Origin of the sequence: Streptococcus infantis (assembly GCF_047463635.1) — a bacterium.
Classification (GTDB): Bacteria; Bacillota; Bacilli; order Lactobacillales; family Streptococcaceae; genus Streptococcus; species Streptococcus infantis_W.
This window is the reverse complement of the sequence record NZ_JASHDL010000001.1, coordinates 172,128-185,761: the sequence shown is the minus strand read 5'-3', so window position 1 is coordinate 185,761 and position 13,634 is coordinate 172,128. Positions and strand designations below refer to the sequence as shown.

The 13,634-nt window shown below is 38.6% G+C and carries 12 protein-coding genes; all 12 read right to left on the bottom strand.

Translation table 11 applies throughout. The features are described from left to right. Nucleotides 1-110: 110 nt before the first annotated feature. The 12 genes from QM867_RS00815 to QM867_RS00760 all read right to left on the bottom strand — a co-directional run bounded on the left by QM867_RS00815 (nucleotide 111) and on the right by QM867_RS00760 (nucleotide 13,620). Entirely contained in the window at nucleotides 111-2,591 is a 2,481-nt protein-coding gene (locus QM867_RS00815; protein WP_414314928.1) for a pneumococcal-type histidine triad protein, read from the bottom strand. Nucleotides 2,592-2,898: 307 nt separating this feature from the next. After that, the gene (locus QM867_RS00810; protein WP_075231579.1) at nucleotides 2,899-3,153 is read right to left on the bottom strand and encodes a DUF3884 family protein; all 255 of its coding nucleotides are present in this window, start codon (nucleotides 3,151-3,153) and stop codon (nucleotides 2,899-2,901) included. A 42-nt stretch (nucleotides 3,154-3,195) separates the two neighbouring features. Then, nucleotides 3,196-4,602, bottom strand: coding sequence for a 6-phospho-beta-galactosidase (gene lacG, locus QM867_RS00805; protein ID WP_414314927.1), 1,407 nt, complete (start codon nucleotides 4,600-4,602; stop codon nucleotides 3,196-3,198). Nucleotides 4,603-4,884: 282 nt separating this feature from the next. Continuing rightward, complete coding sequence (locus QM867_RS00800) at nucleotides 4,885-6,576, bottom strand: lactose-specific PTS transporter subunit EIIC (RefSeq protein WP_414314926.1); 1,692 nt, start codon at nucleotides 6,574-6,576, stop codon at nucleotides 4,885-4,887. Continuing rightward, nucleotides 6,576-6,893 (bottom strand): PTS lactose/cellobiose transporter subunit IIA, encoded by a 318-nt coding sequence (locus QM867_RS00795; protein ID WP_001078322.1) that lies wholly within the window; start codon nucleotides 6,891-6,893, stop codon nucleotides 6,576-6,578. Before QM867_RS00795 ends, QM867_RS00800 begins: the two co-directional genes overlap by 1 nt. Nucleotides 6,894-6,928: 35 nt before the next feature. Continuing rightward, the gene (locus QM867_RS00790; RefSeq protein ID WP_049510215.1) at nucleotides 6,929-7,765 is read right to left on the bottom strand and encodes a PRD domain-containing protein; all 837 of its coding nucleotides are present in this window, start codon (nucleotides 7,763-7,765) and stop codon (nucleotides 6,929-6,931) included. A gap of 232 nt (nucleotides 7,766-7,997) precedes the next feature. Beyond that, on the bottom strand, nucleotides 7,998-8,978 hold the full coding sequence (gene lacD / locus QM867_RS00785; RefSeq protein ID WP_414314925.1) for a tagatose-bisphosphate aldolase: 981 nt from the start codon (nucleotides 8,976-8,978) through the stop codon (nucleotides 7,998-8,000). Nucleotide 8,979: 1 nt separating this feature from the next. Next, nucleotides 8,980-9,909, bottom strand: coding sequence for a tagatose-6-phosphate kinase (locus QM867_RS00780; RefSeq protein WP_414314924.1), 930 nt, complete (start codon nucleotides 9,907-9,909; stop codon nucleotides 8,980-8,982). A 10-nt stretch (nucleotides 9,910-9,919) separates the two neighbouring features. After that, nucleotides 9,920-10,435 carry a galactose-6-phosphate isomerase subunit LacB gene (gene lacB / locus QM867_RS00775; RefSeq protein ID WP_001216925.1) on the bottom strand — a complete coding sequence of 172 codons (516 nt, stop codon included), beginning with the start codon at nucleotides 10,433-10,435 and terminating at the stop codon, nucleotides 9,920-9,922. Between the two features lie 30 nt (nucleotides 10,436-10,465). Then, on the bottom strand, nucleotides 10,466-10,891 hold the full coding sequence (lacA, locus tag QM867_RS00770) for a galactose-6-phosphate isomerase subunit LacA (RefSeq protein WP_000029280.1): 426 nt from the start codon (nucleotides 10,889-10,891) through the stop codon (nucleotides 10,466-10,468). A 256-nt stretch (nucleotides 10,892-11,147) separates the two neighbouring features. Beyond that, nucleotides 11,148-12,041 carry an aldose 1-epimerase family protein gene (locus QM867_RS00765; protein ID WP_414314923.1) on the bottom strand — a complete coding sequence of 298 codons (894 nt, stop codon included), beginning with the start codon at nucleotides 12,039-12,041 and terminating at the stop codon, nucleotides 11,148-11,150. Between the two features lie 103 nt (nucleotides 12,042-12,144). Beyond that, nucleotides 12,145-13,620 (bottom strand): PTS galactitol transporter subunit IIC, encoded by a 1,476-nt coding sequence (locus tag QM867_RS00760; RefSeq protein ID WP_301560186.1) that lies wholly within the window; start codon nucleotides 13,618-13,620, stop codon nucleotides 12,145-12,147. Nucleotides 13,621-13,634 lie beyond the last annotated feature (14 nt).

Sequence of the window (13,634 nt, the reverse complement as noted above, 5' to 3'; positions counted from 1 at the left end):
ATTTTACTCCTAAAAATTTAAAATGTCAATATTTTTTGTGCATTTTCATGAAAAAAGTGAGAACTAGATTTCATTTTCAGTTCTCACTGGTTATTTTTAACTCACGAATTTTAATCGTTTTGACTTGTTTTAGGCTTACTATTTTTTAGTAAGGCTGTGAGATTTTCAGCTTGAGCCATAATACCATTGTTATCCATAGTTCCCAAAGTCAGATTATTTCGCAAACCAACCAAGGTTTCGCTAGCATTGGATTTAAGGTTTGCATCTGTGACTGTCTTTAATAGTTCCTCTGCTTCTTTGAGCTTAGCTTCTACCTTTTCAGTCTCAACCTGTGGTTCTTCTGGTTCAACAGGACTTTCCTCTTCAGGTTCTTCCTCTGGTTTATAGTTATTAGTAGGATCTTGACTATTATCTTTTTTACCCAAGACATGCTCGCTAGCATTTCCCCAACCATCATTTGAATGTGGACGTTCATCTGGGTGTTCTACATAGTACTTAATCGTTGCAAATAAGTCTTCAAGACTATAACCATTCGGTGCCTTATAAGATTTGTCGTCAAACCAAGCAAACTTGATATTATGGTAATGATCCTTGTGAGGAATAATTAGATTACCATTTTTTATTGCTACAGTATGTTCAACATTATAAGGTAAACGAACCAATGGAATTCGTTTTTCACCTTTAACGCGTTCGTAAATAGATGCTGCGCTTTCCGCATTGGGATTTGCCTGGGTCGCACTATCTTCAGATGGAGGGTTGATATTTTTCTCTTTGGTATAGGCTTGAGCCTCGGATTTTTCTTTATCGGACAAACTATCCTTACCTATCCAATGACTATGACCCATATGTGGCGTTACATAAGCATCTCCCTCGTCACTGATAATATCATGGGCATCAAAGATATAACCATCCGATGTTGTGTACTTATCCGCTAGCTGAGCTACACGAACTTCATCTTCACTATACTCAATTTGAGCGTTCGGCTTGTCAAGCCGTTCTGGATGACTAATCGGTGCAATAAATTTAAGCAAATCATCTACAAAAGCTATCTTATTAACATGCTCATCGTTTAATCTCTCTAACAACTGATCCAAAGTCTTGAAGTCAGACATCCGCCCCTTGTTTTCAAGTAAGTTCTTATGTGTTTGCTCCAACAAACTATAAGCCTTATCATAGAATTCCTGATTTCGAGGAGCTATTGTGCTTTTCTTCTCCGCCAAGGTATGCGCTGGTGTAGCCACCTTATTCAGTTCTTTCTCAAAAGCTATAAGATTCTCTTTAGACAAATCCTTACTCAAGACATAATGCGAAACTCCCTTTTCTTCTAGGACATACCCCTGACCAACTTTTCTGACTACTTGTTTGGCAAGCTCCTCATTAGAATGGTTATCAGGAAGTGGAACTGGTGCTGGTTGCGGATTTGGGACGGGCTGTGGAACTGGTTTTAATGTAGGATTTGGCCGTAAACTAGCTGCTCCAGGCGCTGAAATATTCCCTTGATTTTTAACTGGAATCATCCGTGCAATCTTTTCTTCCAGAACAGACATTTGAGAATAAGGGATAAAGTGGTAATGATCTCCGTGTGGCACTGCAACACCATTCGCAGTTTTTCTTGTGATTTGCGCTGGATCAAAGACAAGTCCATCTGATTCCACATGTCGTTGGCTGAGTGGCAAGGCATAAAGTTGTTTCAAAAGACTAGATATGTCTTCACTTGGACTTGCTTGATAACTATTATCCACTTGTGGGCTAACAGTTGGAGCCCATCTTCTAATATTTGTCTCAACATTACTATGATTTGTTTGTCCATATGAACTACTATTCGATGCCTCTGATGAGCTGCTAGAAGAATTTGTTGACGGACGATACCCAACTGAGCTTGTTTGGCCACCTTTACCAGATAGGAAGGCTTGAGCCGCAGCTAATTCACTGGCAGACAAGTCACTCTTAGGAATATAATGGAAGTGATTGCCATGGGGAACGATGTAAGCATCGCCAGTATCCTCAATAATATCACTTGCATTAAAAACATAGCCGTCATCCGTTGTATAACGTCCCTGAGCCCTTGCTAGGGTAACTTCATTGCTAACTTTTGTTCCACTACCATGTCCGTGTTCTTGCTTCTGACGATTGATCTCATCCTTACTACGAATATTTTCTGCATGGGATGCATCTTTGAGGTATACATAATAGCGACCATCAACCTTAATGACATAACCACCCTTGACTTCGTTGACAATGTCTGAATCCTTCAACTGATAATTCGGATCTTTCATCAGAAGTTCTTCACTAATGATAGCATCATAAGGAACCTTGCCATTAAAGTAATGATAATGGTCCCCATGTGAAGTTACGTAACCTTGATCGGTAATCTTAACGACGATCTGCTCAGCATTGATCCCCTCTCGCTGACTAACCTCATCAGGCGTCAGATTTTCAGTCTTAGCACCAGCCTGATTCCCTTCTATATAAGACACACGATTAGACTCTTTGCTAGTCTGTAACGCTTGGTAACGCCCCAATTCATAACTGGAAAGGCTTAATGCTAAAAGAGCTACCGAACCAAGAACATATTTTTTATTGATTTTCATCTAAACACACTTTCTATTTTCATTTATTCGTTAAAGAAGAATTACACTTTTTCCTAAAGACCTTCCTTAACTGGTTAACCATACAACTGAAAAACGAAATCACTTTTAAAACTCCTCCTATTTTCTATATTTCAAACAAGATTTGAGCGAGTGAGTTACCTTTTTATGTACTTAACCAGTTATTTAACTAGTTAATAGTTTACTCCTATCACATAAATCTGTCAAGAAAATTTTAAAAATTTTGGTAAAAAGTAGATAAAAAAGAGGAATAACCCCTAGTATGAGATAGATTCCTCTTTATAATATTTTAGTGTTGAAATGGCATAAAATCCGAAACAAAGGAAATGTTATCCTTATCTTCTGCGTTGACAAAATTTAAAAATAGCTTTTGAAATTCTTCAAATTCATAGTCTGAATGACAAATCCACTCCTTACCCGTCGAGACATACCATTTTCCAAGACTTGCAAGTTGCTCCTTGGTCAAGGATGGTACATGAGAGCAATGTTCAAAGTTAATAATATAAACTTTTTCATAGATTGATTTGATAAAATCTTTGAGCATAAACTTTCCTCGCTTAAATTCTATACCTAATAACTAGTTGTACTATTCAATCACTTGGGTTTCAGCTAGTTTTTTATACCAGTGAGCTGATTTCTTTGGATAGCGTTCTTGCGTTTCAAAGTCCACATAGAAGAGGCCATAGCGTTTTTCATAACCATTTGACCAAGAGAAGACGTCCATGAGTGACCAGATGAAGTATCCTTTGACTACTGCTCCATCAGTAATGGCATCTGAAATAACTTCCAAGTGTTGTTTCACATAATCAATACGGCCATCATCGTAAACAGTGTTATCGACAAATTCATCTTTGTATCCAAGTCCGTTTTCAGTGATGTAGATCTTCTTGTAGTTTGGATAATCTTTCTTAACACGCATGATTTGATCATACAAACCTTGAGGGTAGATAATCCAGTCCCAGTCAGTGCGAGGCACATAGTCCGGAGCTACACGACGACCAACACCTTTGATTTGGTATTTAGAGCTTCCTTTCTCTCCTTTACCATTGTGGATGATTTCAGTTTCACCATCAAAGGCTTCCATCCAGTCACTCATGTAGTAGTTAATTCCAAGGAAGTCGTTCAAATCTTTAGATGCTTCAAGTGCTGCAAAGTCTTCGTCACGAAGATCCAAGCTACCACCATTTACTGATAAGAAGTGGTTTACACCTTCCATTGTTGCATCTGAATAGTGTCCAAGGTATGTAGCATCCAAGATAAATTTGTTGTGGATGATATCTTCCAACTCAGCAGCACGAACGTCTGCAGGATTTTTAGGATCCAATGGATACTTAGTTGGAAGGGCGTGAACAACCCCGATTTCACCTTTATAGCCTTTGTCTTTATACAATTTCACAGCACGAGCATGAGACACCATCATATTGTGGTGAGATTGGAATACTTTAGCCAAATCATACTGAATACCTGGAGGAAACTTGCCGACCAAATATTGACCATCACCGATTGGGCCGATTTCATTGAAAGTAGTCCAGTAGTTCACTTCAGGAAACTCTTCAAAACAGAATGCAGCATAGTCCACAAAGTGTTCGATATTTTCACGATTTAAGAAGTCTCCATTTGAATGAAGTGCTTCCGGTGTATCGAAGTGGTGAAGTGTAACGAACGGTTCTACATGACGTTTATGACATTCTGCAAATAAGTTATGATAGAATTCTACCCCTTTTGGATTTACTTCACCATAACCAGTTGGAAAAATACGTGACCAAGCAATTGAAATACGGATACCGTTTACCCCATATTCCTCAGCCAACTGCAAATCTACTGGATATTTATGGTAGAAATCACTCGCTGGTTCAGCTGTATACCAATAGTTATCAGCTAAATATTTATCCCATGCAACTGGTCCTTTACCATCTGTATGTGTAGCACCTTCTGCTTGATAAGCCGCTGTTGCGCCACCGAAAATAAAATCTTTAGGAAGTGTTTTTGTCATTTTTTCACCTATTTCTTGATTGGATAAAATGAAAAGTGAGGGGAGAGGAGTTAGTGAGCCATCCATCTCCATCTCACTTCTTGTACAAAGTCACCAAATAGTGACATAAAGGGGGAAAACAAATATATAATCAGGAGACTCTTTTATAGTCCTCAAGGTCAGTCGAATTGTGACATGAGGAGGTAAAAACGATATTTTTTTACCGACGAATTAACAAGGCGATTAGGAAATTCGCCATAGCGATTTCCGTGATGATAGGAGACTGTTTTACAGTCCCTATCATCAATCGAATTGCGCTTGAACAAAGGCAAGAGCACCTTTTCCATCACGAGTCAATTTAATGTATTGAGCACCTTCTGTCTTAGCAAGTTTGATACCTAATTTATCAGTTTCAGCCTTCATGTCCTCATAGTTTGATGCTACTTGAGGAGCAAGGATAACAAGGTCAAATTCTGGCAACATTTCACGGTGAGCACCATAGCCACCAGCGGCTGCCTTAACAGGAACATTGTATTCTGCTGCTGCTTTGTTCAAGGCGTTGGCAAGAAGACCACTTGTTCCTCCACCTGCACAGAGAACGAGTACGTTGGTTTCTTCAGTGATTGTATTTTGTGCTGATTCTACTCCAGCTTTTTCAAGGATAGCATCCGCTTTAGCAGTATTGAAGTTTGCGGCTACTTTTTCTTTTAATTCATCGTTGGCTTTACCAGAACGTTCTTCTTCAAGAATTTGTTCGTCATAAACTTTAAGGAATGGATAGTAGATTGCAATATCCACTACGATTAACAATGCTGCAAGAGCAAATGACAAGAACTGGAAGTTTGTACCAAGAACAATACCAAGAGGTCCTGGTGTAGTCCATGGAAGGTTGGCAGTAAATGAGTTCATGCCAAGTGTTTCAATAAAGAACTTAAAGATCCATACGTTTGCAATAGGTGCGAAGATAAATGGAATAAAGAAGATTGGGTTCAAAACAAGTGGTGCACCAAACAAGATTGGTTCATTTACACCGAAGAATGTAGGAACTACTGAAGCACGTCCAATAGCACGATTTCGTTTCGACTTACACAACCACATAAACATGAAAGGAACTACAAGAGTTGCTCCTGTACCACCCATAGTGACGATAAACATTTGTGTACCAGATGTAAGGATCTTATCAGCATGCATACCTTGTTGAAGAAGGTTCAAGTTGACTTCGGCATTTGCATATGTAATCGCTGCAATGGCAGGTTCAACGATAGATGGGCCGTGAATACCGACAAACCAGAAGAAGGCAAAAGCACCAAAGATAATTGTAATACCAAGATAACCGTCTGCTGCTGAGAAAAGAGGTGCAAAGAACTTACCGATTGATTCTGCAACGCTTGTACCAACAAATTGACGAGCGAGCAAGTCAAGAGCATAAAGAGAAACAACTGAAAGCGTAAACGGAATAACGTCTTTAAAGACTTGTGAGATATTCGGTGGAACTTCGTCAGGCATGCGAATAGTAACGTTGTTCTTGACACAAACCTTATAGATAGCTACAGTTACAAAAGCTGCCAGGAAGGCTGAAAGCAAGCCTTTTGTTCCAAGGAAACCAGTTGCAAAGCCACCCTCGATTGGGTCAGCTGCTAACATCAGCAAACCAACAATAGCCGCCAATAGCGTTGACATATAGTTGATTTGGTTGGTTTTCTCCATACTACGATTGACGGAGTCCGTTAAAGATTTGGCAGTGGTACCAGCTACCAAGACTGCTAGAATCCCCATAGAGTAGCTGTAAGGTTTCATCAAAAGTGCTACTACTTCATCAGACCATTTAAAGCCCCAAGAGTTTGGAACAAAAGCAATCAAGATAAAAATACTTGAGAAGAGAATGACTGGCATTCCAGCGATAAATCCATCACGAATAGCACGAAGATAGATATTTCGAGATAGTTTTTCAAAGAAAGGCTTTCCTTTCTCGATATAGGCAATTAACTTATTCATTATTTAGCTCCTCTTTTATAAAGTTCAATTAAATGATGCATCAAATCTTTTAGCAAGATTGTTGTCATCAGGTGATCTTGACCATGCATCATGGTCACGCTATAGGCTAAATCTTCACCTGCAGCTTCCTTTGTTAACAAGCTTGTTTGGGCGTGGTGAGCCTCTGCGATGCAGCTACCAGCTTCCTCAACTAAGCTATCCGCTTTCGCAAAATCACCAGCTTCAGCAGCCTTCAAAGCTTCCAATAGTTTTGAACGAGCATCGCCAGCATAGGCAACAATCTCAAAACCTAACAATGTCACTTCTTCTCTATTCATGATAGATTTCTCCTTATATATTTTTTAGTAAAGCGTTATGACAATAAACGTTGGATGTGTAGAACAAGATAAACTCGTTCACTCTTGTAGAGGTCAAGACCAGTTTCCTGAGCAATGACCTCATAAATTTTACTACCAATCTCGAATGCTTCTGGATAGGTATTTTTTATATGTTCTTCCATATCGAGCAAGGATTGATTATCATCGCGACTACGATCCAGATAATCCAAAAAATAATTGAGATGAATCATAAAGCGATCGTAGAAATTATTATTTTCAGGTGTTCGCTGGATTTTATAACTCTTCAAAACGCTTTCAACTCTTTTTAAAATTTCCTTTCTCTTATCAATCGACTCAACAACTTCGACTTCGTTTTCACCTTCTGCATTGATGAAGTGATAAGCGATACGAATGATCTCGTCTTCAGGAAAATTTTCTGTCAGTTTTTGACGATAAATTTCAAAAGCTTCTTGTGCAATTTGAAAAGCGATAGGATACTTGGCAGAAATATCAGGCAAGTTACTATCCTTATAGCGTCCTTGACTAATAGCCTGATAAGAACAATAGATATGGTCTGTCAGAGTGACGTATAGATACTCTTGGACAGGATATTGATATTTTTTAGAAAGATTATCAATTATCTCATAAGTAACCGTAATAAAATCAAGCGGTACATCCTTGAGAAGAGCCATAAAATTTTCTCGCGACTCTTCTGTTTTCATCCGAAAAACTTTTTCAACCTGATCCTCAGAAATCAAATCTCCCTTCTTCTTACCGAACGAAATACCCTTACCAATTACGATCAACTCCTCTCCCTTGCTATTCCGCACGAGAGAAACATTGTTATTCATTGGATTTAATATCCGATACATGGCAACCTCCTTGCCCTATTATTTAAGTTTTGTGAGCATAAAAAATGACCACAAATGAACTCAAAAAATATACATCTGAGTCATCTGTGATCATGCCTAATATTACTTAGTAACACTCACTTTGTATTAACTTGTGATTTAAGTATAGCACAAGATTTTTATTTTGTAAACCTTTACATACAACTTTTTTTAAAAGTTTTTTTACTAGGTTTTAGGACATAAAGGGGGAAGTTTACACACGTTCAGTCCATGAAGTAGCTGTTGTTTGAAGTACTTTATTGAGTTCATCAATGTTTTCAAATCCAGTTGTACGAAGCCATTCGCGAGCTGCTGCTTCACCATCTTTGATGTAAGCTTCAACTGATCCAGCCCATGTTGCACGTCCACAAAGAACTCCGTTGAAGTTTGCGCCTGATTCGTGGGCAAAGACAAGAGTTTCTTGGAAGAGCTTAGCGGATACACCTGCACTCAAGTAGATGTATGGAAGGTTAGTTGCTTCATCTTGCGCTTTGAAGAATGCTGCTGCTTCTTCACGGCTGTAAACGACTTCTCCATCACCAAATCCTTCAACATATTTCACGTTTACTGGAACTTCAACTTTCAATACATCGATGTTGAAACGTGGGTCTGAGAAGACCTTCATGGCACCGATAACCTTGTGTGGTTTTACTTTAGCATATTCTGCAGAACCTGCGTCAGCAATCTTTTCATCGTAAGCCAAGATTTCAAGGAAGAATGGAATGTCTTCAGCCACACACTCAGAACCAATACGTTCGATGTAGGCTTGTTTTTGTTGGTTAAGTTCGTCAGAGCTATCTACGTCATAGTAAAGCAAGAACTTAACAGCATCTGCACCTTGTTCTTTGATACGTTTTGCAGACCAAACATCCAAGCAGTCTGGCAAACGTTTTGTGCTTGTTGTGTCGTATCCTGTTTTTTCATAAGCAAGGAGAAGACCTGCATTTTGATCAAGAGCTTTTGTAGCTGGAAGTCCGTACTCAGGGTCAAGAAGCATAGATGAAGCGTATTTAGTCAATTCATCTGCTACCAATACTTTAAGTTCTTCCATTTGAGCTACTGTTGGCTCCTCTGTTTGGTATTGAGCCATGAGACGTTTCAAAGCACCGCGTTGGTCAAAAGCAAGAGCTGAGATGATACCATTCTCATCAGAGAGTTTTTCCAAACATGCACGTTTATTTTCTGTTAAAACCATTTTATACCTCTTTCACTACTAATTGGTCATATAGACCTTGATAGTTAGCCATATTGACATGACCAGTCATTTTTTCTTGAGCATTGAGCATACCAAGGACATTAGCCTTAGTCAGTAATTCTTGATCCGTTTCTTTATGGAAAAGACCTGAAGCAATACCTGCTACTGTAGAATCACCAGATCCAACTGGGTTTACAACTTGGATTTTTGGAATATCTACTTTATAGAAAGTATCACCGTGCTTAGCAAATGCACCATTAGCACCTAATGAAACGATAATCCACTCGATTCCATCAAATAGTGGTTCTTGAAGAACCTCTTTTAATTCATCCAAGTCTTTAGAAATTTCTCTACCCAAAAGTTGAGACAATTCTTCATTATTTGGTTTGATAACCGTTGGTTTATGTGGAGATTCAAGAACCGCCTGAAGTGCAGCTCCTGAACAGTCCAAGACAACAGGTTTACCAGCTTGGTTAGCAAGTTCAACTAGACTAGCATAATAGTCAACAGGAAGTCCTGCTGGTAGACTACCTGAAATGGCTACTACCTCTACAGTTTCTAAAAGTTCCTTGAAATGAGCCAAGAAATCTTGTCCTTCTTTTTCTTGAACTACAGGACCTTTTTCTAGGATTTCTGTTTGATTTTCTCCATGTAGAATTGCGATACAGTTACGAGTTTCCCCTTGGATAGAAAAGAAACGTTTCGAAACTTGATCATCAATATTTTCTACTAAAAAATCACCAAGTTTACCACCAACAAGTCCAGTTGCGACTACAGAATCACCAAATTCTGATAGAACTCGTGTAACATTGAGACCTTTACCACCCGCTGTTTTCGTAACATCGACAACACGGTTGACAGTGTCAATTTTCAATTCATCCAAAGGATAGGAAATATCAATGGATGGGTTCATTGTGACTGTTAAAATCATAAGTCACCTCTTAGTCGTGGTATTCACCGCGATCCCATTTTTCAAGGAATTCTGTAAAGAAGTTGGCATCCGTTTGATGATCGTTATGAGTTTCAACGTGTTGGATTTTAGCGATCAATTTTTTATTTTCTTCAGATGGTTTGTATTCAGCGTTGATGAAAGCTTCAATGATATCGCACATAAGCAATTCACCAGTGATTTTACCACCAAATCCGATAACGTTGGCATTCAATTGTTCTTTAGCGTAAAGAGCTGTTGTCATATCACGAACCAAAGCAGAACGAACACCTGGAACTTTGTTAACAGCGTTATTGATACCTACACCAGTACCACAGATACATACACCAAGATCAGCTTGTCCACTAACTACTGCTTCACCAACTTTTTTACCAAAGATTGGGTAGTGAGTACGAGCGTGGTCATAAGTACCAAAGTCGATGACTTCATGTCCTTTTGATTTCAAAAATTCTGAAACCGCCATTTTTTCATTAGTTACGATGTGGTCACATCCAATTGCAATTCTCATTTTTATCTTACCTTTCTTTCGTTATAAAAATTAGCACATTTTGTTCAACATGTCGACACGAATTTGGTGACGACCGCCGTCATACTTACCATTTACAAAGCCTTTAGCAATGTTTTTAGCCAATTCGTCACCAACGAGTTGAGCACCCATAGTAATCATACGTGAGTTGTTGTGACCACGAGTCATATAGGCTGAACGTTCGTCAGATACTTCTGCTGCAACCATTCCCTTGATTTTAGTAGCAACCATAAATGGACCTGCACCATAAGCATCAATGACAATACCAAGGTTTTGTTCTTCTTTTTTAACTTCTTCAGCAACTGCAAGAGTTACATCAACGAAGTCTTGACCTTCAGCTGTAACATCCACAACGTGGAAGTTTTCTTTTTCCAAGAAATCTTTAACGACTTCTTTCAATCTCAAACCTGCAGCATCTGCACCAATAACAATAGACATATTGTATACTCCTTTTTTATATAGACCAGTAAAAATTTTTTGGTTCTGGAAAGAAAATGACCATTACCAAGTAGTTACTGGTAGTTTTTGTTGACTATTTTAGTTTAAGAATGATTTATCTAATCACTCTTAAAAACTTCTCCTGGGAGAAATTTGAAGAATAACTTGTTAAAATAAACACAAATTGTTCTTTCTAAACATAATATACTACTATTGTTTAAAAAAGTCAACAGTTTGTGTTTGTTTTTGTTTATTTTTATAAAATTTCTATATCAAAACCAATTTGATCACTTTGACCTGGATTTAAGATTCGAACATTTTTCTTATCCTCTAGATGATTGCCCTCTTCAAGTGATGTTGACAAACCTGACCAAGGTTCCAGAGCAAGGAAGGGACCTTTATTGAGCGTTGACCAAACAATGAGGTTTGGAAACTCCTTAAAGTTTAGTTTCAACCCCTTATCATGCTTACGTGACCGTAAGGAAACAGAGCGAGAGGCTAACTCATCTAAAGTCACAGCATCATAGCTAAAGAAATCATAGTTTAGATCCAATTCTTTTTGGTCTTTTAACCAGCTACTTCTATCTTGAAAATCTAACATCCCTGTTTCTGGGAATGGTTTAGGAACTGTACAAGTTTCTGACTTTTCAAATTCAAGATAGTAGTCTTCATAAGCTTCATCATCAAATAAAGGACAGTTAAAGCCAGGATGTCCACCAATAAAGTAAGGCATTTTCTTATCTGTTTCCTTATTGGTAACTTGATACTGTGTTCGAATAGTCTTTCCCGTAACAGTATAAGTTATTTCTAGACGAAAATGATAGGGATAGTTCTCATACATTTCTTGGTCATCTTCGATAGCAAAGGTGACAGAGTTCTCTGTTTGTTCTACTAATTCAAATTCTTTTTTTCGAACCAATCCATGACGTGGAATTTTACCTTTTACTTGACTACCATCTTCTTGATCATACAAGACACTATCATTTCTAACGGATCCACAAATTGGAAATAAAACAGGTGCTTGTCCACTCCAGTAAGTTGGATTTCCCTGCCACAAATACTCCATTCCATCTTTGTCTTTTATTGAAGAAAGTGCACCACCAAAAGTTTGAAACTGTACACATAGCTGTTCTGTTTTTAATTCAATCATTAGAATTACCTCCATTTATTTAAGACCTAAAAAAACTAGGCTGTCGACTCCAGATTTGGAAACTGACAACCTAGTTTTTACAATTTACATTTTTAGGAGCGAATTATTTTGCGTTTGCTGCGTATTCTTCATTACGTTTGATCATTTGTTTTCTGTACCATGCAAAGATACCAACGTAGAATACTAGGAATACTAATGCGCCAAGGATAGCTTTGATATCACCAGTTGTAGCATTACCAATTGCCCAACCAAATAGTTTTTCGATTGGTCCTTCAAGAGTTGAGTGAGTAATCAATTGAGTTTGGCTTACACCTTCTGGGAAGGCACCTACACCTTTAGCAAGTTCTGTTGCAAATGGTGCGATAAGTGTACCTGAAAGAAGGAAGAGTGGCAACAAGAGTGTTCCGAAGATAATCATACGGAGCAATTTACCACGAGTAACTACCAAGAGAGCTGGAGTTACACCCATTGCGATGATACCAGCAAGTGGCAAGATACCATTTCCGACATTTGAAAGAAGCACAGCTTCAACCAACATGATTGGTGCAAGTACGTTGGCACAAGCCCAGATTTCAGCACGACCAGCGATAAATGGCCAGTCAAGACCGATGTTGAATTTACGTCCTTGAAGACGTTTAGTAGCAACGTTTGTAATACCTTGTGAAAGTGGTTCTACGGCTGCGATGAACCATGAACCGATCAATGAGAAGAGCTCCAAGCAGACACCGGCAGTCAAACCAAGTGACAACCAACCTTTAATAACAAGTTCCCATTTTTCAGCACCTTCAACACCAGGAACTGGATGTGGAGTTCCCATCAAACCGATAACGATACCAAGGATGAAACCGATGAAGAATTTAGATCCCCAGAAACCGATTCGTTTGTTCAATTTAGCAGCGTCAAAGTCGTATTTATCAAGACCTGGGAAGAGTTTATCAAAAATCTTATCCAAAACCATGATAACTGGGTTCATCATGTAGTTCATGTGAGTTGAAGTCATTGGTGATGAACTTGGTGCGTTAAGAAGGTCATCAAATGTTGGTTTCATCAAGTCAGAGTTGATGATTTTAAGAACCCCTACAAGGACAACTGCTGCAGTCGCGATGAAGAGTGAAACTCCTTGGCTAACTCCATTGTTGTCAGCGTACCATTTAATCAAAAGACCTGTGATAGACAAGTGCCAGATATCAAAGATATCGACGTCAAGTGTATCAGTTTTCTTCATTGCAAGCATTACAATGTTGACGATCAACATCACAAGCAAGAAGTAAAGTGTCCAAGCTGAACCCCAAGTGATTGTAGCAAGTGGTGCCCAACCAACGTCGGTGATGTTCAATTGAATACCAGTATTTTCAACGAATTTTGCAAGAGAAGCTGAGAAAGCTCCGTTAAGCATTCCGATGATAGCACCGATACCAGTAAGTGCGATGGCAAGTTTGATACCACCTTCAAGTGCTTTGGAGAATTTCACTCCAAATAGTAAAGCCAATACTGTCAAAATGATCAGCATGATAATTGGGCCACCCATATCCAAGATTGGCTTGAATACTTTATTGGCCAAGTCAATAATGAAATCCATAATTTTCCTCCCTT